The organism is Bacillus altitudinis 41KF2b (genome assembly GCF_000691145.1).
Taxonomy (GTDB): domain Bacteria; phylum Bacillota; class Bacilli; order Bacillales; family Bacillaceae; genus Bacillus; species Bacillus altitudinis.
This window is the reverse complement of sequence record NZ_ASJC01000004.1, coordinates 326,091-348,530: the sequence shown is the minus strand read 5'-3', so window position 1 is coordinate 348,530 and position 22,440 is coordinate 326,091. Positions and strand designations below refer to the sequence as shown.

General features: G+C 41.9%; 22 protein-coding genes. 17 read left to right on the top strand and 5 right to left on the bottom strand.

Translation table 11 applies throughout. The features are described from left to right. Nucleotides 1-51 precede the first annotated feature (51 nt). Nucleotides 52-1,035, bottom strand: a complete 984-nt coding sequence (locus BA79_RS10100) for a Gfo/Idh/MocA family protein (RefSeq protein WP_008345742.1) — start codon at nucleotides 1,033-1,035, stop codon at nucleotides 52-54. Nucleotides 1,036-1,179: 144 nt separating this feature from the next. Continuing rightward, on the bottom strand, nucleotides 1,180-1,539 hold the full coding sequence (locus BA79_RS10095) for a MerR family transcriptional regulator (RefSeq protein ID WP_007498034.1): 360 nt from the start codon (nucleotides 1,537-1,539) through the stop codon (nucleotides 1,180-1,182). Between the two features lie 311 nt (nucleotides 1,540-1,850). On the opposite strand from BA79_RS10095, the gene yidA reads away from it, so the two are divergent. Next, a complete protein-coding gene (gene yidA, locus BA79_RS10090; protein ID WP_008345739.1) occupies nucleotides 1,851-2,663 on the top strand; it encodes a sugar-phosphatase in 813 nt (270 codons plus the stop codon). 35 nt (nucleotides 2,664-2,698) lie between these two features. Here the strand turns inward: yidA and BA79_RS10085 are convergent, their stop codons facing one another. Continuing rightward, nucleotides 2,699-3,706 (bottom strand): helix-turn-helix transcriptional regulator, encoded by a 1,008-nt coding sequence (locus BA79_RS10085; RefSeq protein WP_008345737.1) that lies wholly within the window; start codon nucleotides 3,704-3,706, stop codon nucleotides 2,699-2,701. Nucleotides 3,707-3,831: 125 nt separating this feature from the next. Here BA79_RS10085 and BA79_RS10080 point away from each other — a divergent pair, with 125 nt between their 5' ends. The 3 genes from BA79_RS10080 (at nucleotide 3,832) to BA79_RS10070 (ending at nucleotide 7,087) form a co-directional block, all read left to right on the top strand. Then, on the top strand, nucleotides 3,832-4,539 hold the full coding sequence (locus BA79_RS10080; protein WP_035702621.1) for a class I SAM-dependent methyltransferase: 708 nt from the start codon (nucleotides 3,832-3,834) through the stop codon (nucleotides 4,537-4,539). Next, a complete protein-coding gene (locus tag BA79_RS10075; protein WP_035702619.1) occupies nucleotides 4,536-5,633 on the top strand; it encodes a saccharopine dehydrogenase family protein in 1,098 nt (365 codons plus the stop codon). Before BA79_RS10080 ends, BA79_RS10075 begins: the two co-directional genes overlap by 4 nt. Nucleotides 5,634-5,815: 182 nt before the next feature. Further along, nucleotides 5,816-7,087, top strand: coding sequence for an MFS transporter (locus BA79_RS10070; RefSeq protein ID WP_035702616.1), 1,272 nt, complete (start codon nucleotides 5,816-5,818; stop codon nucleotides 7,085-7,087). A gap of 96 nt (nucleotides 7,088-7,183) precedes the next feature. On the opposite strand, the gene BA79_RS10065 is transcribed toward BA79_RS10070, so the two are convergent. Beyond that, on the bottom strand, nucleotides 7,184-9,007 hold the full coding sequence (locus BA79_RS10065) for an acyltransferase family protein (RefSeq protein ID WP_035702613.1): 1,824 nt from the start codon (nucleotides 9,005-9,007) through the stop codon (nucleotides 7,184-7,186). Between the two features lie 239 nt (nucleotides 9,008-9,246). Between BA79_RS10065 and BA79_RS10060 the strand changes: the two genes are divergently transcribed. From BA79_RS10060 to BA79_RS10010, 11 genes are all read left to right on the top strand, one after another. Next, nucleotides 9,247-10,122 carry an aldose 1-epimerase family protein gene (locus BA79_RS10060; RefSeq protein ID WP_035702610.1) on the top strand — a complete coding sequence of 292 codons (876 nt, stop codon included), beginning with the start codon at nucleotides 9,247-9,249 and terminating at the stop codon, nucleotides 10,120-10,122. Nucleotides 10,123-10,182: 60 nt separating this feature from the next. Beyond that, nucleotides 10,183-11,127, top strand: a complete 945-nt coding sequence (deoR, locus tag BA79_RS10055) for a DNA-binding transcriptional repressor DeoR (protein WP_035702609.1) — start codon at nucleotides 10,183-10,185, stop codon at nucleotides 11,125-11,127. An 84-nt stretch (nucleotides 11,128-11,211) separates the two neighbouring features. Beyond that, nucleotides 11,212-11,883: a deoxyribose-phosphate aldolase gene (gene deoC / locus BA79_RS10050; RefSeq protein WP_007498018.1), complete on the top strand. Its 672-nt coding sequence runs from the start codon at nucleotides 11,212-11,214 to the stop codon at nucleotides 11,881-11,883. A gap of 167 nt (nucleotides 11,884-12,050) precedes the next feature. Further along, the gene (locus BA79_RS10045) at nucleotides 12,051-13,232 is read left to right on the top strand and encodes a NupC/NupG family nucleoside CNT transporter (RefSeq protein ID WP_017358632.1); all 1,182 of its coding nucleotides are present in this window, start codon (nucleotides 12,051-12,053) and stop codon (nucleotides 13,230-13,232) included. A gap of 24 nt (nucleotides 13,233-13,256) precedes the next feature. Beyond that, the gene (locus tag BA79_RS10040; protein WP_035702607.1) at nucleotides 13,257-14,558 is read left to right on the top strand and encodes a pyrimidine-nucleoside phosphorylase; all 1,302 of its coding nucleotides are present in this window, start codon (nucleotides 13,257-13,259) and stop codon (nucleotides 14,556-14,558) included. A gap of 547 nt (nucleotides 14,559-15,105) precedes the next feature. After that, nucleotides 15,106-15,549: a MarR family winged helix-turn-helix transcriptional regulator gene (locus tag BA79_RS10035; protein ID WP_045033720.1), complete on the top strand. Its 444-nt coding sequence runs from the start codon at nucleotides 15,106-15,108 to the stop codon at nucleotides 15,547-15,549. A 13-nt stretch (nucleotides 15,550-15,562) separates the two neighbouring features. Beyond that, nucleotides 15,563-16,201 (top strand): nitroreductase family protein, encoded by a 639-nt coding sequence (locus BA79_RS10030; RefSeq protein WP_017368360.1) that lies wholly within the window; start codon nucleotides 15,563-15,565, stop codon nucleotides 16,199-16,201. A 24-nt stretch (nucleotides 16,202-16,225) separates the two neighbouring features. Continuing rightward, nucleotides 16,226-16,519 carry a putative quinol monooxygenase gene (locus tag BA79_RS10025; protein ID WP_017368359.1) on the top strand — a complete coding sequence of 98 codons (294 nt, stop codon included), beginning with the start codon at nucleotides 16,226-16,228 and terminating at the stop codon, nucleotides 16,517-16,519. Nucleotides 16,520-16,708: 189 nt separating this feature from the next. After that, on the top strand, nucleotides 16,709-19,090 hold the full coding sequence (locus BA79_RS10020; RefSeq protein ID WP_017368358.1) for an immune inhibitor A domain-containing protein: 2,382 nt from the start codon (nucleotides 16,709-16,711) through the stop codon (nucleotides 19,088-19,090). 207 nt (nucleotides 19,091-19,297) lie between these two features. Continuing rightward, nucleotides 19,298-19,561 (top strand): ORF6C domain-containing protein, encoded by a 264-nt coding sequence (locus tag BA79_RS10015; protein ID WP_035702604.1) that lies wholly within the window; start codon nucleotides 19,298-19,300, stop codon nucleotides 19,559-19,561. Next, complete coding sequence (locus tag BA79_RS10010) at nucleotides 19,558-19,929, top strand: DUF1304 domain-containing protein (protein WP_007498006.1); 372 nt, start codon at nucleotides 19,558-19,560, stop codon at nucleotides 19,927-19,929. Before BA79_RS10015 ends, BA79_RS10010 begins: the two co-directional genes overlap by 4 nt. A gap of 143 nt (nucleotides 19,930-20,072) precedes the next feature. On the opposite strand, the gene BA79_RS19600 is transcribed toward BA79_RS10010, so the two are convergent. Beyond that, nucleotides 20,073-20,237, bottom strand: a complete 165-nt coding sequence (locus BA79_RS19600; protein WP_008345707.1) for a hypothetical protein — start codon at nucleotides 20,235-20,237, stop codon at nucleotides 20,073-20,075. A gap of 257 nt (nucleotides 20,238-20,494) precedes the next feature. Here BA79_RS19600 and BA79_RS10005 point away from each other — a divergent pair, with 257 nt between their 5' ends. Continuing rightward, on the top strand, nucleotides 20,495-21,151 hold the full coding sequence (locus tag BA79_RS10005; protein WP_017358640.1) for a type 1 glutamine amidotransferase domain-containing protein: 657 nt from the start codon (nucleotides 20,495-20,497) through the stop codon (nucleotides 21,149-21,151). Nucleotides 21,152-21,292: 141 nt separating this feature from the next. Continuing rightward, nucleotides 21,293-22,420 carry a hypothetical protein gene (locus tag BA79_RS10000; RefSeq protein ID WP_008345703.1) on the top strand — a complete coding sequence of 376 codons (1,128 nt, stop codon included), beginning with the start codon at nucleotides 21,293-21,295 and terminating at the stop codon, nucleotides 22,418-22,420. Nucleotides 22,421-22,440: the final 20 nt, after the last annotated feature.

Genomic DNA, 22,440 nt, shown 5'->3' with positions numbered 1-22,440 from the left:
AGACTGTGTCTAATATATGGGGTGCACTTCATCAGAAGGCGGTTTTTTTATTTAAGCATGATCCGCTGGGAAAACAATACCGGCGTCTTTCCTAGCGGCTTCAAGAACCTTCATGACAGAAAGACTGTCATCAAGCCATTCATAACACTTTTCGACATTTCCTGTTTCAATGATATGCTGAAATGCTTCCGCTTCATAAAACAGGCGGTTTGAATTGGTTTGTGCATTGAGTGAAGTGACTTGGTCTCCTATATGCAGCAACACTTCCTCACAGCCATTCGCACCATTTTTCACATGCAGGAACCCTTTTTCCCCTTGAATCAAAGCGAAATTCATACTGCTTGTATCTTTGCTGCCAACACTTGTGGCGATGAAATCATTGTAAGTAAAAGTTAAAACACCAGATGTGTCGATGCCGTTTGGATGGCGGTTGGCCTGGTAACGAATGTCTTTCGGTGAACCAAATAGATTCATAATGAAATGAACATTGTAAATGTTAATATCCATGAGGGCACCGCCAGAAAACTCTGGGTTAAAGACATTCGGCGTTTCCCCGGCGAGCAGCTGATTATATTTACTTGAATATTGACTATAGTTGCATTGAACGAGTTTGATTCTGCCTAATTGATGAAGGTGTTTTTTGATTAAATGATAGTTGGGCATATGAACGGTCGTAATGGCTTCAAATAGGAAGAGCTGCTTTTCCTTTGCGAGAGCGATTAAGGCTTCTAGCTCTTTCACATTAGAGGTAAAAGGCTTTTCGCAAATCACATGTTTTCCGTGTTTCAATGCAGCCGTGGCATGCTCGCTATGTAAACGATTGGGTGATGCGATATATACCGCTTCTATGTGGGGATCTTCTAACATAGCGGTTAAATCCGTATAAGTCGTTTGCACCCCAAATTGATCTGCGAGTTTCTTTGCCGTAGCTTCCTTCCTTGAATAGACAGCGTGGCAAGAAGCACCTTCAAGCTGTTCAATTGCCTGGAGGAAACCTTCCACAATCACACCTGTTCCAATGGTTGCTATTCTCATTCTATTCATAACCCCTTCCATACGATTGATGTCACGTCAAGCTGTCTCTAGTATACCTGATGTTTTCATACAACGTGTACTTAACAGCTAGGCGCAGAGGGGTGCCAGTAAAAAATACCGGCACATCTTTGGCAGTCTCTACAATTAACTAATGTTAGCTAATGTTTGTTTCGTTAACAGTTGAATGGCCGCCTTCCTCTTTTTTAACTCTTGAATGGATTTTTGAATATCTTCTACTTTTTGTTCGAGCAGCTGTTCCGCTTCTGTTTTCGACTGTTTCTCGAATAGTGACGTGATAATTTCTCGAATTTCTTTGAGTGAAAAATCTAGCTTTCTTGCTTCAGTGATAAAGGATAGCATGAGTACATATTTTTTATCATATAAACGATAGCCGTTATGTGCTCTCTTAGGCTCGGGGAGCACACCCTCATTTTCATAAAAACGAATGGTTTCAATATGTACACCAGACATTTTTGACAATTTGCCTCTCGTAAATGTAATCATTCCCTGCACCTCCTTTCTTTGCTATCCATCATACAATTAGATTTGCTAGTTTCAAAATATTCTCCGATGAACATTTGTTCCTTTTCATACTGTTAAAATGACAGGTCTGTCCTATTCACAGCGGATTTCATAGAATAGGTTATAATAGATGAGGATGAAGTGATTTTTTGTTACAGATATGAACAAGTAGACAGTGTGAGAAAAAAACGATAGGCTAAAATAGGTACATAGTATGATGAACAGCATGTGATCATGTAGATGATCACTCAAAATAGTGACAGCATGTTTTGCTGAGAAAAGGGGAGCAGTGAATGTATAAATTAGTCGCAATTGATATGGATGGTACGTTATTAAATGATCAGCATATGGTGCCGGATGAGGTGTTTGAAGCCATTCAACAGGCGAAGGCAGAAGGCGTTAAAATTGTTTTATGTACAGGCCGGCCGATTGGCGGGGTGCATCGCTATTTAAAAGAGCTGCAGCTTGATCAAGAGGGGGATTATGTCATCGCCTATAATGGAGCGCTTGTACAAAACAGCCATACAAATGAAGTCGTATCAGAATTAACTTTATCCTATGATGATTTGACTTCTTTATATGAACTGAGCCGTCAGCTGGATACACCTATGCATTATTTCGATTCAGCTCATCTATACACACCAAATCGGGATATTAGTGAATACACGGTACTTGAATCGTACTTAACGAAATTGCCGCTCAAGTATTTACCTGTCGAAGAGGCAGACCCATCCATGAGACTTCCGAAGATGATGTATATTGATCAGCCGGAACGTTTGGAAAAGACGATACAAGCCATTCCATCTGAAGTGAAGGATCAGTACATGATGGTAAAAAGCACAGATTTCTTCCTAGAAATTCTTCATCCTGATGTGAGCAAAGGGAATGCTGTGAAGCTTCTAGCGCATGAACTGGGGATTTCTCGTGAAGAAGTGATGGCGATTGGTGACAATGGGAACGACGTGTCGATGCTAGAATTTGCGGGCTGTGGCGTTGCGATGGGAAATGCCATTGAAGATGTCAAAGCAGTTGCGGATGTTGTGACAAAATCCAATAACGAAGCAGGAGTAGCACATGTTCTGCATGAGCGAGTCATCGGAAAATAAAGAAAGAGCGGTCTACCAATGAGGTAGCCGCTTTTTTATATGTGTGAGAAAAAGTAAACGAGCATACGTCTGCTGTTCAAATTTGTTTTTTCGAGCATCGCCTTTACATGATCATGCACCGTATGAGGCGAGATAAATAACGTACTGGCAATTTCCTTTGTGGATTGTCCTTTTATTAAGCAGTCAAGGACGTTCATTTCTCTTTCTGTCAGCCGATATGTTTTCGCTATATAAGGAAGGATGTCACTTGTTTGAGCTCGTTTAATATGAATCATGACAGCCTCTTCCTGCCCGGCTGCTTGTGCTAAACGAAATGCTTGAAGAGAGAGAAAACGCCCTGTCGGCATTCTGGTGATGCTGACCGCTGTTTGGTCACCGCCGCCATATAAAAGCTTAGCACCTAATGCTCTAAACGGACGGGGCATGATGGCACCGTCATGAATTTGCTCAAAGGTTTGGAAGGTGTGGAGCCAATGAAGTCCGGTTTCATTTCCATAAAGAAGATGGTAATCGTGTGAAAGAATGAGGAAGCCTTGGTGTTCCGCCGTTTCATCTTCTTCCGTTTCTCTTCTTTTAAAAAGTTCATCTCTCAGCTTGGCAGCGAGTGCTGGTGTTTGGCGGCTAATCGCTTGTATATCTTGTTCATGAAAAGGTTCCTTCTCCTTTTTCCGATAAAGGCTGGCAATTCCCCAGCATTCACCTTGAATCACAAGGGCTGCCCGCAATTCATCTGCCCATCCGTTAGGTAACAAAATGTGCTGGTATCGACCACTATTGGTGTATTCTCCGCTTTGGACGAGACTGGCAGCGTGGACAGGACCTTTCGCTAGATCTTCATGCTGGTGCACATCTTTTTTTAAATATTCATTTTGAAACAGCTCGTTATGTATGGCTTCAATAGGCTCATCTGTAAAAGAACCCGTCGAGAGGAGAGTAGCTGGATCAATGGTTGTGATACAGGCAGCATCAAAATCACAGATAGCAGCAAGTTCATCTCGAATGTTTTTTCTCAGCTGCTGAAAATGAGCGGCTGGATTGTTCATTTGATCTCCTCCTCAATATCCCCACTTTTAGGGATCGTTTTTTCTCATCTATCTTCTTACAATGAAGATAACATACCGTTAGTGTAAAGGAAACGAAGCAAAGCGGAAACTGGAGGAGAAGACATATGAGTGTAAATCAACATTGGCATGATCCTGTTGCTGAATCCTATGTAGCGACAATTGCACATAAAGTACCGGGCTATCATCTTTTGCATGAGCTGACAGTGGATAGAGTAGAAATCGATTTAATGGGAGCGGCTTCTCGCATGTTAACAGTCGGAGCAGGTGGGGGCGAAGAGATTATCAACATGCTTCAAAGAAATAAAGACTGGCATATCACAGGGGTTGATCCATCTCCAACCATGCTTGAGATGGCCAAGCGCAGAGTGGCACAGCTTCATATGCAAGATCGCGTCACATGGTATGAGATGGCCTTAGACAAAGTGCCGGTTGAAAAGTTGTACGATGCAGCAGTAAGTTTGCTTGTCATTCATTTTGTAAAAGATCAGCTGCCCTTTTTACAGGAGATCGCCCGCCGGCTTCAGCCAGGGGCACCGCTCGTGCTGGCGTTTATTCAAGGAGACCCAGAAACGCCTGCATTTCAGCAGGAGCTTCATATGCTTTCTCTATTCATGAAGCGTCAAGGCTTGGGAAAGGAAGTGTTTACGTCCTTCCGAGAAAGGCTGGGTGTCACAACATATCCCGTGTCTGAAGAAAAGATGACAGCACAATTAACCGAAGCAGGATTTCAAGACATCAGACCTTATTTTCAAGCGGGCATGATCAAAGGGATTGTTTGTAAAAGAGGCAATAGAAAGGCGGTTGGAAAATGAGGTCAAAAGTGATGGTGATAGGCGGTTATGGACATGTGGGGCAGCAAATATGTCTTCAATTAAGTGACGTGTATCCAGGCCAAGTCTTTGCGGCTGGCCGAAGTTATGAGAAGGCTGAACAATTTGCACGCCAAACAAATGGGCGTGTACGTCCATTTCAGATAGACGTCAGACAACCAATGGATACGGACTGGATGGATGAAACGAAACTCGTGATCATGTGTCTGGATCAAGATGACACGTCATTTGCTGAAACATGCTTACGATCAGGTATTGATTATCTCGATATTTCGGCAAAAGGAGCCTATATTGAGAAGCTAGCAAAGGTCCATCAACAGCAATTGAACGCAACGGCTGTGCTGAGCGTAGGTCTTGCACCTGGTCTCACCAATTTGCTTGCAGCGAAGGCGGCATCTATTCTGACCTCTGTGGAGCAAATTGATATTAGTATCATGCTTGGGCTAGGTGACCAGCATGGAAAAGCAGCTATTGAATGGACGCTTGATCATGTGCATACGGATTATGAGCTAACGAAGAATCATCAGCGAAAGAAAGTCAAAAGTTTTACTGGAGGGAAACGCATTGATTTTGGCAAAACGCTTGGAAAGCGGCAAGCCTATCAATTCCCTTTCTCTGACCAGCAAACATTGCCTTCAACGCTCCATGTGCCTTCTGTGACAACAAGGCTCTGTTTTGATTCTCGCGCGGCGACACGTGCATTTGCTCTCACAAGGAAACTCGGAATGACGTCCCTTCTCACGATGCCGAAAATCAAGGAACGAGCCATTTCACTGATTCAATCTGCTCAAATGGGTACAGATCAATATGCAGTGAAAGTGGAAGCGGTAGGAATGAAGGGTAACGAAATTCATCAAGCAGCGCTTGGAATAAAAGGTCGCGATGAGTCTCAAGCAACGGCTCAAGTCGCCAGTGCTGCGGCACTGCATGTATTGAGCAGGCAGTTTCAGGCAGGTGTCTTTCATATCGAAGAATTATTTTCATTAGCGTATGAGAATGGTGATTTTGCGTTGGTGGATCAAAAAACGAAGGAAAAGCACGCATTAGCATTGAGAGCCAGCCTTTTAACGGCATAAAAGAAAACGACAAGAGATACGCATCAGCTCAAAAGTACAGGTCAGTCATGTGGGCGCTTTATTCATGATCCGAAAACAACCGCTTGCTCTCCATGTAAATGGCCGAGAGGCAATCAAAGATGGTAGTCGGAGCTGATATAATGGTTACATTGGGCAAATAAATCTCAAGTGGGTGTTTACAAGTGCTAGATACAGAACAAGATGTAGTGAAGAATTATATAGATTCACCCCAAAAATTGAAAAAATTATATAAACGAGTATTGTTCGTTGTCAGTCTATCGCAAATATTTGGAGGGGCTGGAATAGCCGCAGGAATTACGGTAGGTGCCCTTTTAGCGCAACAAATGCTTGGGACTGAAGCGTATGCAGGAGTTCCAATCGCTTTATTTACTTTGGGGTCAGCTGGGTCAGCATTCATTGTAGGAAAGCTTTCGCAACGTTATGGACGACGCATCGGTTTATCGACAGGTTTTGTTGCTGGAGGGCTCGGAGCAATTGGCGTTGTGCTGGCAGCTATGATGAATAGTGTCATTTTATTATTTGCATCGCTCTTCATTTACGGCGCAGGAACATCCACAAACTTACAAGCGCGTTATGCTGGAACGGACTTAGCGAATTCTAAACAGCGTGCAACTGCAATTAGTACAACAATGGTCATGACAACATTTGGAGCAGTAGCAGGTCCGAATTTAGTTGAAGTGATGGGTAAATTTGCAGTGTCCATTGGTGTTCCAGCACTTGCCGGTCCTTTTATTTTATCAGCAGCAGCATTTATTGTAGCTGGTCTTGTTCTTTTTATTCTGCTGCGTCCTGATCCATTAGACATTGCCCGAAGAATAGCAACTTACAAAGCAGAACATGGGCATGGAAATAAAGCAGATGCTGCTGATAAAAAAACAGATAAAAAAGGGCTTACAGTAGGTGCCACAGTGATGATCTTAACTCAAATTGTCATGGTGGCACTCATGACCATGACACCGGTGCATATGCAGCATCATGGTCATGGATTAGCCGAAGTGGGCATTGTGATTGGTTTTCATATAGGGGCCATGTATCTTCCTTCACCTATCACGGGTGTACTTGTAGATAAACTAGGACGAACAGCTATGAGCATAGCGTCGGGCATCACATTGTTACTTGCTGGTTTATTAGCAGCATTCGCACCAAGTGATTCAATGATTCTATTAATCATTGCTTTGTCTTTACTTGGATTGGGATGGAACTTTGGTTTAATTAGTGGTACTGCTCAAATAGTGGATGCTACAGATCCATCAACCCGGGCAAAAACCCAAGGAACACTCGATGTTTTTGTTGCGTTAGCAGGTGCTTCTGGCGGTGCCCTTTCAGGAATGGTCGTTGCGAATACGAGTTATGCTACATTATCTTTAAGCGGAGGAATTTTATCGTTAATTCTCATCCCTGTCATCGTTTGGTCTTTTAAAAGTAAAACATAATGCAGCTCCGTGCTCATCCATCACAAAAAAAGACATGCCTCCAATCATAGGAAAGCATGTCTTTTTTGAATCTCTCTTCACAGGATGCTAGTCTTCTTATGATGCCGAGGACACATCTCCTTTTTTCTTGATACTGGCTTTAATGAGCTCAGTCAATGTGTCAGAGCCTTTTGTGGAAAGATGAACACCATCTGGCTGAAAATAGGATGGCTGTCCTGTGGCAGCTGAATGCCAATCGACTAAGCTCACGTTGTGATGTTGATTGGCCACACGTTCAATGACTGCATTCACATCATTTTCCCAAGATCTTGGAACGCGAGTGTTCACAAGAAAAATATGAGCCTTCGAGAAATGTTGAATGAATGAGGTCAAAGTCCCCTCTGTAAAATAACCATTTGTGCCAAGCTCAATAATAACAGCGGCATCAGCCTTGTTAAAAGAAGCATATTGAGGGGCGATGCGGATGGCTTCGTTCATTTGCCTTCCGACCCTTGCGTCAATGGTGATGGGTTCATAGGCTTTTTCTAAATTTGAAGCAATGTCTAACATGACGGAATCACCAATGGCAAGAACTTGGTGAAATTGTTTAGGATCCGCTGCTTTTTTCTCATGTTTGTCTTTCTTTTTCTTCACTTTTGATTCTGTCTGACCGCCTGCCTTTTGGGGCGCTGTCTTAATTTGTGTTACTTCTTGTGCATGCGGGGATGTATGAGACGAGCTAGACATGCCAATGGTAAATAAAATCAAAAGGACTGCGGCAATCCCAAGAAACACTTTATTGGACATAGACCATTGCTTGATTCCTGTTTTCCAAATCGACCAAGAGGCAAAATAGTGTCTAAACCCGAGTTTACGAATCGGCTGTTCGATCAAATGATAGGAAGCCTCTGATATGAGTAGAATTGCGATGAGCTGCAATGTGACACGTCCCATAGAAGGCTGTCCAATCTCAATGACCGGTGTGGTCAGCACGATAATTGGATAATGCCATAGGTAGATGCCATAAGACCGCTTCCCGAGCCAAACGAGTGGTTGAAAAGACAGCCATTTCCCAATAAGACTGGCAGGATGGCAGACACACGCAATTAAGATCGCTGCATTCAGACAGAATAAAAGCATACCGCCTTGGTAGAGAAAGCCGTCAAATTCATCGACTGCATAAACACATAAGAGGAAAATGACCATCGAACCGAATCCGGCTATATGTAGTATACGTCTGCCGACAGGAAGTAATTTTCTGCTGGAAAGTCTGTGCATGGGCCAGACAAATGCAAGACTGCACCCGATGAGGAGTGCAAACGCACGTGTGTCTGTTCCATAATAGATCCTGCTCGGGTCAGTATCCGGTGAATAGAGAATGGCCATCCATAACGCAGATACAAGTGCCAGACCAAAGGTGATCATAGGAAGATGGGATCTATTTTTCACCCATTTCAGTCCAGCAATCAACAGTACCGGCCAAATGAGATAAAATTGCTCTTCAATCGCCAAAGACCATAAATTTTTTAGTGGAGATACAGCATTGAAGCTGTCAAAGTAAGAGAGCTGATGAAAAATATACCACCAGTTACTCACATAAAAAAAGGACGATAAGGCATCGCCACGAATGGACATTAATGCATTTGAACCAGCAATGGCGCACCAGCTGACGATTAAAAAAATCATGACGTAGGCAGCTGGAAGCAGCCTTCTGATGCGGCCCATCCAAAAAGGCAGAAGCTCTTGATAGCCCAAATCCTGCTTATGCAGCAAGATGGTTGTAATCAAGTAACCAGAAATCACAAAAAACAAATCAACGCCAAGAAATCCGCCGCTTGCGGGTTCAATATGTAAGTGATAAGCAATGACCGCCAATACGGCAACAGCTCTCAGCCCATCTAATCCTAATATGTAACGTAAACGGTTTTCCTTGCTGTTCATGAAAAAGAATCCCCCATCAATGTCAAACGCGTCTTTTTTGTTGTCACTCCAAAAGAACAACGATTCTTTTATTTTATATAAGATTAGACGAATCAGCATTACATTTTGTTGGCGAATTTCTGTCTTTTTTAAAATTTTTTTATATGAAGAATTATTCTAAGGCTTGAGGGATTCTTATTTTTATACTCAAACCGAAAATCCCTGTCATAATAAAAGAAGAAGGAAAGGGGATGTGTTGAATGAGAACGATTGAAAATGATCTGTTATTGGTTCAAATCAATGAGAGAGGTGCCGAGGTGAGAGAGGTGCTTCATAAAGAAAGTGGACGTCAATATATGTGGTCTGGTGACCCTGCTTATTGGGGCAGGGTGTCGCCCGTCTTATTTCCGATTGTCGGACGGTTGAAGGATGATCAATACAAGATAGACGATCAAACGTATCAACTCTCGCAGCATGGATTTTTGCGTGATGTTGATTTTGAACTATTTGAAGAAGCAAAAGATCAGGTGATTTTTCAATATCAATCAAATGGCCGTCACACGTCACAATATCCGTATGAATTTACAGCGCGCATCAGTTATGCACTGTCGGAAAATGGACTAACGATTTCCTGGGAAATTGTTCATGAAGGAGATGGCACGATGTATTTCTCGATTGGTGGGCATCCGGCATTTCATGTCCCGCTTGTTGAAGGCGAGCAGACAGCTGATTATTCACTCACATTGATCCCTTCCACCGAACATGATCCAATTCAATATGAACTTCATGATTCACTTGTGAGAGAGAAGAAGAAAGGTGTTGAGTTTGAGTCGATTCAACTTCGCCCAGAACTTTTTCAGAACGATGCAATGATCTTTAGTCATATTGAGCAAGTATCATTGACTTCTCAAGCAGGTCACGGCGTTGAGGTCGATCTCAGTGGTTTTCCGTTCGTTGGTATTTGGTCTCCATATGATCAAGAAAAGGGAACAATGGCTCCTTTTGTTTGTATTGAGCCTTGGTATGGGATCGCTGATATGGAAGGGACAAACGGGCAGTATAAGGAGAAATTCGGCATTCAAACCTTAGAGAAGCAAGAGACCTTTCACGCAGCTTACACCATTTTCTTTAAATGAACATTTGTGCATGGTGAAGTGAACAATTTGTTATGATAGAGGAAAAAAGGAGGCGTACGAATGGATCGGGACAAACAGCAATTAAGTATTGAAGCAGCAAGGCTCTATTACTTATCTGATTACAGTCAGCAGGAAATCGCCAAGCAGCTTGACCTGTCGAGGCCAACGGTGTCTCGTCTGCTTCAGTATGCGAAGGAAAAAGGGTACGTCCAAATTACAGTGATGGACCCATTTGAGGATTTAAATGAGCTGTCCTCATTGCTGAAAGAAAAATATGATCTGCTCGAGGCTCATGTGGTATTTTCACCAAAGGACGATTATCCAACGATTACGGATTACTTGAGCCGGTATGGTGCAGAGTATCTTCAAAATACGGTGAAAGACGGCGATATTGTTGGAGTGAGCTGGGGCACCACGATGTATCAAATTGCTCAAAAGATGCAACCTAAACAGGTAAAAGGGGTAGAAGTGGTTCAGCTGAAAGGTGGAATCAGCCATTCACATGTGAATACATATTCTGCGGAAACGATTCAGCTGTTTGCATCAGCTTTTCAAACGGCACCACGCTATTTGCCACTGCCTGTTGTGTTCGATAGTGCCGCCGTTAAAGAGATGGTTGAACAGGACAGACATATTCAGCGCATTATTGAAATGGGTAAACAGGCAAATATCGCTGTGTTTACTGTTGGGACGGTAAGAGATGAGGCGCTTTTGTTTAGACTCGGTTATTTCCGTGAAGAAGAAAAGGCGCTACTCAAGACATCCAGTGTCGGAGATATCTGTTCGCGTTTTTATGATCAAGAAGGACGCATTTGCAGTGAAGCAATTAACAATCGCACAATCGGTGTGGAGTTGGATGATTTGAGAACAAAAGAGCGCTCCATTCTTGTTGCTGGTGGACATCGAAAGGTTGCCTCTATCCATGGGGCGCTGAGAGGAAAATATGCGAACGTATTGATGATCGATCAGCACACAGCAAGAGCTCTTTTAAATGTCACAAAATAGATGAACAAAATTTCATAACTATATTTACAATTGTTCAATAGTCATTTAAGATGAAAGTATCATATTTAAAAGGAAGTGTGAATCATGACAATAGCAAAGCTCATTGATCATACAGCACTAAAACCAGATACATCTAAAGCTGCGATCATGCAGTTACTAGAAGAAGCAAAGACATATCAATTTGCTTCCGTTTGTGTGAACCCAACTTGGGTATCTCTTGCGGCGAAAGAACTAGAAGGAACAGGCGTTGATGTATGTACAGTCATCGGTTTCCCGTTAGGTGCAAACACCACAGCAGTGAAAGCATTTGAAACAAAGGATGCCATTGAAAACGGTGCAACTGAAGTGGACATGGTCATCAATATTGCGGCATTGAAAGATGGCGAATATGATGCAGTTGAACAAGATATTCGTGCCGTTGTAGACGCAGCAAAAGGCAAAGCCTTAGTGAAAGTCATCATTGAAACTTGTCTACTCACAGATGAAGAGAAAGTACGAGCTTGTGAACTTTCTGTAAAAGCTGGCGCTGATTTCGTCAAAACATCGACTGGATTTAGTACAGGCGGTGCAACAGCTGAGGACATCGCATTAATGCGTAAAACAGTTGGACCTGACATCGGTGTCAAAGCATCAGGCGGCGTGAGAACAAAAGAAGATGTAGAAGCGATGACAGCTGCAGGCGCAACCCGTATTGGTGCCAGTGCAGGCGTTTCCATTATTAAAGGGGATCAATCAGCTCCTTCTAAAGACTATTAATTCATACGATCCTATGGTAGGATAACAATCATGACTCATTAGATGATGAAAAAGTCATATGCGGAAGGATCTCATTTCTGGGATTTTCTTCCGCAATTTGTTTGCGAAATAGGGTTTGTTCCATACAAGCACATTAATGTAAACGAATTCATTCAAGGAGGAAAAACATGAAATACGTCATTGGTATTATCGGTTTGCTGGTGATTCTCGCCATTGCATGGCTGGCAAGTAACGGGAAAAAGCGAGTGAAATTCCGTCCAGTCATTGTCATGATTGTACTGCAATTTATTTTAGGTTATATTCTGCTCAATACAGGTGTTGGGAACTTCCTAGTCGGGGGCTTTGCAAAAGGATTCCAAATGCTTCTAGGCTATGCAGGTGAAGGGATCAACTTCGTATTTGGCGGTTTAATGAATGATAATGCATCAACTTTCTTTATCAATGTCTTGCTGCCGATCGTCTTCATTTCTGCCTTGATTGGTATCCTGCAGCATTGGCGTATCCTTCCGCTGATCGTACGCGGAATTGGGTATTTGCTTAGTAAAGTCAATGGAATGGGGAAACTAGAATCTTACAACGCCGTAGCGTCAGCGATTTTAGGTCAATCCGAAGTGTTCATTTCCATTAAGAAACAGCTTGGATTATTACCTCAACAGCGTCTTTATACATTGTGTGCATCTGCGATGTCGACTGTATCAATGTCCATTGTCGGTGCGTATATGCAAATGATTAAACCGGAGTACGTTGTTACAGCACTTGTGCTGAACCTATTTGGTGGATTTATTATTGCGTCTATCATCAATCCATATGAAGTGTCTAAAGACGAAGACATGCTTGAAGTCGTAGAAGAAGAAAGACAATCTTTCTTCGAAATGCTCGGCGAATACATTATGGATGGTTTCAAAGTAGCCATTGTTGTGGCTGCGATGTTGATTGGATTCGTTGCATTAATTGCGATGATTAATGGTATTTTCACAGCTGCCATCGGTGTTTCTTTCCAAGATGTACTTGGATATGTGTTTGCACCATTTGCTTTCCTTGTTGGTGTACCTTGGAGTGAAGCGGTACAAGCAGGAAGTATTATGGCGACCAAAATGGTATCTAACGAATTTGTAGCGATGCTTGCTCTATCTGGCGACGGTCTTCATTTCACTGCTCGTACAGAAGCGATCATTTCTGTATTCCTTGTGTCATTTGCGAACTTCTCGTCTATCGGTATCATTGCTGGAGCAGTGAAAGGCTTAAATGAAAAACAAGGAAACGTTGTCGCACGCTTTGGATTAAAGCTGTTATTCGGTGCAACACTCGTCAGCTTCTTAACAGCAGGCGTTGTCGGTTTGATTTACTAAACTAAAAAAGGAATGGTGAAAACAATGAGAATGGTAGATATCATTGCGAAAAAACGTGACGGAAAAGAATTATCTTCAGAGGAAATTTCTTTCTTTGTCAAAGGTTATACGGACGGAACAATTCCTGACTACCAAGCAAGTGCCTTGGCGATGGCGATTTTCTTCCAAGATATGACGGATCAAGAACGTGCAGATTTAACACTCGCTATGGCAAACTCAGGGGACACAATTGACCTGTCTGCTATCGACGGCATTAAAGTAGACAAGCATTCAACAGGCGGTGTAGGCGATACAACAACGCTTGTACTCGCTCCTCTTGTTGCAGCACTTGATGTACCTGTTGCAAAAATGTCTGGGCGTGGTCTTGGACATACGGGTGGAACAGTCGACAAGCTAGAGGCAGTCAAAGGCTTCCACGTTGAAATTACAAAAGACGAGTTCATCGAGCTGGTGAACCGTCATAAAGTAGCGGTCATTGGACAATCAGGCAACCTGACACCTGCTGATAAAAAACTGTATGCCCTTCGTGATGTAACAGGGACTGTTAACTCAATCCCGCTCATTGCAAGCTCGATTATGAGTAAGAAAATCGCTGCTGGCGCAGATGCAATCGTATTAGATGTGAAAACAGGCGCAGGTGCTTTCATGAAAACACCTGAAGACTCTGAGAAGCTTGCAAAAGCAATGGTTCGTATCGGAAATAATGTTGGCAGACAAACGATGGCTGTCATCTCAGACATGTCTCAGCCGCTAGGATTAGCGATTGGAAATTCCCTTGAAGTGAAAGAGGCGATTGACACGCTTAAAGGCGAAGGCCCTGAAGACTTAAACGAGCTTGTGCTCACATTAGGAAGTCAAATGGTCGTTCTTGCGAAAAAAGCAGAGACACTTGATGAAGCAAGAGAAAAGCTAATTGAAGTCATGAAAAACGGCAAAGCACTTGAGAAATTCAAGGAATTTTTAGAAAACCAAGGTGGAGACGGCTCGATTGTAGATCAACCGGAAAAACTGCCGCAAGCACCTTATCAAATCGAAGTGCCGGCAAAAGAATCAGGTGTGATCGCTGAAATCGTCGCAGACGAAATCGGTGTTGCAGCGATGATTCTTGGAGCAGGACGTGCAACAAAAGAAGACGATATCGACCTATCTGTTGGCATTATGCTAAACAAAAAAGTAGGCGATCGTGTAGAAAAAGGTGAATCTCTCGTGACGCTGCATGCAAACCGTGAAGATGTTGCGAATGTCATGGAGAAAATTTATGACAACATCCGCATTGATGACCATGCCGATGCTCCGACTTTGATTCATACAGTGATTACAGAATAAAGAGAAAAAGACAAAAGTGATGAATCGCTTTTGTCTTTTTTTATGTAAATTTTAGGTAGCGCTTCTTCTAGATATGATAAGTTAGATGAGTGGGAGGGGATAAACCATGAGAATGCTCAAACTCATTCTCTTTATTTTTGTTGTCTTGATGATCATTGGATTTATCAGCTACTATGTGGGACCAACAACGACACCAAGTTCTTAAGACGAGCAAAAGCTCGTCCCAGCGTGAAGACAAACCCTCGCATTCGGTGTCAGTCCTGCGCGCTGGTGCTCACGAATGTCAAATTCGCTCCGCTCCATTGCTCGTCCTTCCTAGACTGCAAAGGTTTTCTTTCACGCTGAAAAGAAGACAAAGGGCTAAAATAAATTACATTTTAGCCCTTTGTCTACGGTCTGAGACGAGCAAAAGCTCGTCTTTTTTAATTGAAATAAAAAATTTCACTTTATGAAACAAACCTCTTGCAATCATGAAACAATGGGTGTATATTAGTTGACGAGTCAATGATTGATATATCAACTAATTGATCTGAATAGAAAAGAGGGGATGGCATTGACTGCATTTTGCTCTGAAGAAGCAGAGGTATTATATCGTTTGCAGTGCGTGAACCGTATGATGGGTGTGAAGTTCGAAGCATGCACGGGCATCAGCCAATCAAGACTGGAGTTGCTATCACTGTTATTCCAAGCCGACGAAATCAGCCAATCCGATTTGCAGAAAAAAGTAAATATTGATAGTGCGGCTGTGACGCGTCACTTAAAACAGTTAGAAACAAAAGGAATGGTCACGCGCAGAAGAAAGCCGGAAGATAATCGAGTCACGCTTGTTCGTCTGACAGATGAAGGCAGAACAAGAATCGAAGCTTCTAAAAAAGAAAAAGAACGATTTATCTCAGAAATGCTTGAAAACGTAAGTGATGAAGAACGAAAGCTTCTCACTGATGTGCTCATCCGTATACAACAAAACATCGAAAAGATTCAAACAACCTAAAGGAGTGTTTCAAATGGCTACAACTTTAAAAACAAACGATTTTATGGATATTATGAAAGGGCGCCGCTCCATTCGTAACTATGATCCAGCAGTGAAAATTAGCAAAGAAGAAATGACGGAGATTTTAGAAGAGGCAACAACAGCACCATCATCAGTAAATGCACAGCCTTGGCGCTTCATGGTCATTGATAGCCCAGAAGGAAAAGAAAAGCTTGCACCACTCGCAAAATTCAACCAAACACAAGTAGCTACATCATCAGCTGTCATCGCTGTGTTTGCAGATATGAAAAACAATGAATACTTAGAAGAAATTTATTCAAAAGCAGTAGAAAATGGCTACATGCCGCAGGAAGTAAAAGAAAGACAAATTGCTGCATTAACTGCACATTTTGAAGCTCTTCCAGAGCAAGTGAATCGTGAAACGATCTTAATTGACGGTGGACTTGTGTCAATGCAGCTGATGCTTGCTGCTCGTGCGCATGGCTATGATACAAACCCAATTGGCGGATATGACAAAGAAGTCATCGCTGAAACATTCGGCTGGGATAAAGAGCGTTATGTACCAGTTATGCTTCTATCCATTGGGAAAGCGGCTGACGAAGGGTATGCTTCTTACCGTTTACCGATCGATCGCATCACAGAGTGGAAATAATTTTTTAAAAAAGGAGACGATCATATGATTATTATTCATGCAGGGATGACCATTCATCCAGAGAAAGAAAACGTATTTCTAGAAGAAATCAACGGTTTAATGAAAGCTTCACAGGAAGAAGAAGGCAATGTGTCCTACAAGCTTTTCAAGGATACAGAGAAAGAAAACACCTTTTTAATGGTAGAAGTGTGGAAAGATGAAGCAGCGGTTCAAAGCCATAATGCAAGTGCACATTTCCAAGCTTTCGTTGCAAAGGCAAAAGAATTTTTAGCCGCTCCACTTGATGTTGTTGCATATCAAGGAGAGCAGCTTTCATAGAAAAACAACAAACACCCTAGGCATTTATAGCCTAGGGTTCTTTTATTTTCGACAATTCGTTCCACCTATTTCAATCTCGTATTGTGCATTTTCCACAAAGTTTCTGAAAATAAAATGTTTTTCGACTTAAGTATATTGGAATATGCTAGAATTAGATATTATTTATTACCAAATTAGGGAGGAACCAATATGAAAAAAGGGAAATGGACGAGCATCGCACTAACAGCTGTCCTCAGTTTAGGCACATTGACAGCTTTCAGCACCCCTCTATCTGCCCACACCTCAGAAAAGTCAACATCCTCAGATGGCGGTCATTATTCAGGTATTCCATTCGACGCAAGTGTTGTCAATGAAGACCGCCTCATCAAAGCCTTGAAAAAACAAGGAAAGATCAAAAAGAATGCCAATGAGGCAGAAACCCAAAAAGCATTAAAAAACTACCTAAAGAAAAAAGAAGAAGCAGCGATGAAACAAAGCGCAAGTACCTTAACAGAAGAACCTGAATTCCTAAAAGAATACAAACAAAATGTACATAATAAACTAGCCAAAAAGAAAAAGTTAAAGAAGCATAAAGGAAAAGAAGGCAATCAAGTAAAGCCGGTGAAAAAGGAAAAATATAAAGGCGACGTCCGTAATGATAAAGTTTTGGTCTTATTAGTAGATTTTAAAGATTATAAGCATAATAGTATTAAAAAAGAAGAGACTGATATGTACTATGACAAGTACGATCAGCAGCACTACCAAGATATGCTTTTCGGAAAAAATGGCTACATTGGTCCAGATGGTAAAAGAAAAGTATCTATGAAGCAGTATTATGAAAAGCAGTCCGGTGGAAGCTACACGATTAGTGGAACAGTAGCTGGATGGTATACAGCCAAGCATGAAGCAGCATATTATGGCGGGAACGTACCAGACGAATCAGGCAGTGACGGCAGACCGCGCGAATTGGTGAAAGAAGCCCTCGAAGCAGCGGCAAAGGATCCAAACATTGACCTTGGTGAATATGATCAATGGGACCGCTATGATATGGATGGGGACGGTGTTTATAATGAGCCGGACGGTATCATTGACCACCTCATGGTTGTACACGCTGGCGTAGGTGAAGAAGCTGGCGGCGGACAGCTTGGCTCTGACGCGATTTGGTCGCATCGTTGGTCACTTGGTGATGTATTTGAGATTCCAAACACTGAATCAGAAGTGGGTCAAGGCGGAAAGTTAGGCGCTCTAGATTATACGATTGAGCCTGAAGATGGCGCAGCAGGCGTGTTCACACATGAATTTGGACATGATCTTGGTCTACCTGATGAATACGATACACAATACACAGGCAGAGGAGAGCCCGTTTCTTATTGGTCTATCATGTCAAGCGGAAGCTGGGCAGGTAAAGTACCTGGTACGGAACCAACAGGTTTTAGTCCATATGCAAAAGAAATGCTTCAAAACTTGCATGGCGGCAACTGGCTTTCTGGAAAAACCATTGATGGTAAGACATTAACAAAAAGCAAAACAGTTTTAATCGATGAAGCAGCAACAAAAGGAACCAACCATGATGCGGTTCGAGTCGATTTGCCAGATAAAGAGATTGTGGTCACTCAGCCTGCACAAGGGCAATATTCATACTTCAGCGGAACAGGTGACAATTTGAATGCTACCATGACGACATCAGGGATTGATCTGTCGAAGGGAAGCAAAGCAGAGCTTACGTTTAAAGCATGGTACGATATCGAAGAAGATTATGACTATGCGTATGTAGAAGTTCGTGAAACTGGGACAGACAAATGGACAACCATTGCTGGTAATATTACGAATGATCGAAATGAGGCAGGAGCGAATGAAGGCAATGGCATCGATGGAAAATCAGATGGATGGGTAGATGCATCCTTTGACCTTACTGCTTATGCAGGGAAGAAGATCGATCTGCAATTCCGCTATACAACCGATGCAGGATATTCACTGCCAGGTTTATTTGTAGATGATCTAAAGATTACAGCAGATGGAGAAAAAGTGTGGTCAGATGATGCCGAGGGAACGTCCACGTTCACTTTTAATGGATTCTCTCAATCTAATGGAAAACAATATGCCGCTCAGTATTATTTACTAGAATGGCGCTCTTATGCTGATGTCGATAAAGGCTTAAAGCATATCAAACGAGGAGCAAGTCTGATGAGCTATAATAACGGTTTGGTCGTGTGGTACGTCGATCAATCGTACAGTGATAACTGGGTTGGAAAACATCCAGGGAACGGCTTCCTTGGAGTCGTAGATGCAGATCAACAAGTGTTGAAATGGAGTGACGGCTCTATTGCAGCGACAGGTTTCCAAGTACATGATGCAGCATTCTCTTTGAATCCAAGCACGAAGCTGAATATTGATTATACAGCGACAACAGGCTTAACCTTAGAGGATCGCTATATCCGCCCAACGCGTACATTTAGTGATAAAAAGAACTATGTGAATCCAAATAACCCGGATGCAGGACGTGATGTGCCAACATACGGCCTATCCTTTAAAGTCGTCGGACAAAGTAAGGACCGTTCTGTTGGAAAGGTATTAATTTCTAAAAGCAACTAAACAAAAAGCCGGATTCTATCCATGAATCCGGCTTTTTGATACGTTAAGACATGGATTTTTAGCGTAGGACGCGTCTTTGATCGAATGTTTGTTCTTTTTTATTTTGATATCCGAATGAAACCATTATATAATAGAGATTGGAAGGTTTTTCTTTCATTCAATGTTCTTTTTAGTTGTTAAAAAACCAAGAAAGGATGAGCGTTACCAATGAGTTGTGTCACTGCCAAGCAATTAAAGGTGATTCGAGGGACGATGCAGACTTTTTGCAGCCATTTAGAGTATGATGGCCACGGTAAGCTTCATATTAATACCATCATGGCTTTTATTAAAAAGGAATTTCGTGTAAGAAAAATGAAAGACATTCCACAAAGTCGTTTTCATGAGGCGTTAGAGCTAATCCAAGACTTTGATTTATACACGGACAAAATACAAATACGAGACCGTCTATCAGAAAGGAATTCACTAAATTGAATATTTTAGCAATGATTTTAGTAGGAATTGTCGCTTTAGAGCACATTGTCATCATGTTACTAGAAATGTTTTTTATGGAATCAAAAATGGCGAAAAGATCTTTCAATCTGCCTGAACACTTACAAAAGGATCCAAATGTGAAAGTGATGTTTGCTAATCAAGGGCTATACAATGGCTTTCTAGCTGCTGGACTCATTTGGGGGCTCATTCTTGGTTCGAATACCGTAGGATATATGATTCAGCTATTTTTCGTTCTTTGTGTGTTCATCGCAGCAGTATTTGGCGGGGTGACGTCTAATAAATCGATTATCATCAAACAAGGGTTACCAGCTTTTCTTGCATTAATTGCACTTATCCTGGCTATATAATCCTATCAGCGTGATAGAAAACCTTTGCAGTTTAGGAAGGACGAGCATCGGAGCGAATTTGACATTGATGAGCACCGAAGCGCAGGACTGACACCGAATGTCAGGGTTTGTCTACACGGTAAAGCCGCCCCAGAGGGCGGCTTTTATCTTTTACGCATTCCCATCAAACGAATAATGGACGTAAGACAAAGGGCAACAGCGACAGCCAATATGATTTTTCCATACATGACGCCCGTAAGATTCATTAAAAAGACAGCCAATATGATACAGAGCGTGATGATAATCATCACAATCGAATAGGTTTTCATCTCTTTTTCCACTCCTCCTTTTAAATTCCCTCTAGCGCAAGAGGTCTGTCAATTGTTTCTCATATTATATCATTTCATCACAATTTTACATGAAATTCCCTGTCAATAGAATGTGACAGAATGATTAGATTTGAAGTGAGGCTATATTTTTTAAAAAATCGGGTATAACATAAAGAGTTGCACCCAAGTCTGATTGCTTGATATTTAATTGTGCAAAATATAAAATAGCCACATGATAAATAGAAAGGATGATCAAGTTGAGCAAGAACGTTTTATTAGTATCAACAAGCAGCTCAGAAATGAACGGACACCCAACAGGCTTATGGCTAGAAGAATTGGCCGAGCCATTTCATATTTTTAAAGAAAATGGACTAAACGTGCAAATCGTTTCAATAAAAGGTGGAACAGTACCGATCGATAAAAATTCAATTCCTGAAGGAGTTCCAGCACAATATCAAGATGTGTATGAATTACTTCAAGACACAAAGGCACTGACAGATGTAAACCCAGCTGAGTATGATGGCATTTTCTTTGCTGGAGGACATGGGCCAATGATCGACTTTGCGTCCAATCAACTGGTTGCCGATGCGATCTTAGCGATTTCAGACAAAAATGGAGCCGTTGGGGCAGTTTGCCATGGCGTTTCTGCCTTTGTTGATGTGAAGGATCGTGATGGAAAATCATTTATCGACGGCAAGAAAATAACAGGATTCACAAACGAGGAAGAGGATGCTGTTCAGCTGACATCTAAAGTTCCATTTTTATTGGAAACAAAACTTCGCGAGCAAGGGGCAGCATTTGAAAAAGGCGATGCATTTGCGCCATTCGCTGTTGTAGACGGACAAATTATTACTGGACAAAATCCAGGATCAAGTGCAGAAACAGCACGCTTATTTGTCAAAACCATTGCATAAATCATCAAATAAACCAGTCGTGACTCATACGGCTGGTTTTTTGTTATGAAAATTTCCTAAAAAAGTCCAAAACAAGTATTAGAAAAATGGTAAAATAATCACAGGGTAAAAAACCCAAATTAGGGAAAAGGGGATGTTCCTGTGAGAGCATTTTATGTCAAAATCACCGCCGCCTTACTGTCTATTTTATTGGTCACAACAGGTTTATTTTCACCAGCAATCAAAGCAGAAGATGCACCAAAATCAAGTGAAAAAGTATCGCCACTGACTGAAAAAGCCATTCAGCAAGTGCAAGAGTCGTTTGAAAAGCAGGATAAAGGGACTGCGGTTCAACAGAAGGAAGTAAAAAAATCATTTAAAGTAGATAAGAAAAAGGGAATAAGTATTAAACGAAAAGCGGCTGCAGATGGAAAGATGCGCACGTCTGCCGTTCGCTCTATTGATGGACTAGCTATTAATCAATCGGCAGTTTTAAACGAGGAAGATCCAGTTGATTTATGGTTCTTAAGTACATCGTCCCCTCAGGCGCTCATCAGCCGGATTACCTCTCCAAATGCTGATTATTTCGTTCAGTTATTTGTTATTGATTATGAAGAAGGACAAGCTTATCCAACGGATCTGATTCAACCAGCAGGCAGTCTGCTTGCGTTAAGCAATTTACCAGCGGGTGATTATGCGTTTGGTATTACTAGCGGTGGAGACTTTGGAGACTCATATACATTACAGGTGAATGCAAAAAACCCACCAAATTTCACAGGTGCTGAATCCCTGTCATCAACGTTGCAATACTTTGTTGCTTCGTATGCCAATGGGGATGTTTTCGCAAATGGTACAAAAGTGTATAACAAACAATCTAAGACCGCTGATTATAAATGGGAGCGTGTATTTTATTTCTCATATGATGGAAAATATCAACAGAGAACGCATTCTGTTGACAGTGTAAAAGTGAAAAGTATTTCGGCACCAGTATCGTACTCTGCTCCATATGCGAGTTCCTCTGAGGCCATTCTTGTCTACTTAGATGTGGAAACATTATTTATGTATCATGAATCATCGTTTGCTAGTGGGCAGTACTACCATAGCAGCTTTGTTGATACTCTCGGAAAGACAACGCCAAGGCGTTTAGACATTGATGACCTGACAAATTACGGCGATCATATTTTGGCTGTTGATTTAAAGACAGGAAAGCCAATTGATTTCTTCAGTGTCCTTAATTTCTACTATGCAGCAGGGATCGAGAAGCTGCCAACGATCAATACATTGAATTAAGATCGGCGGTTGACATCAAA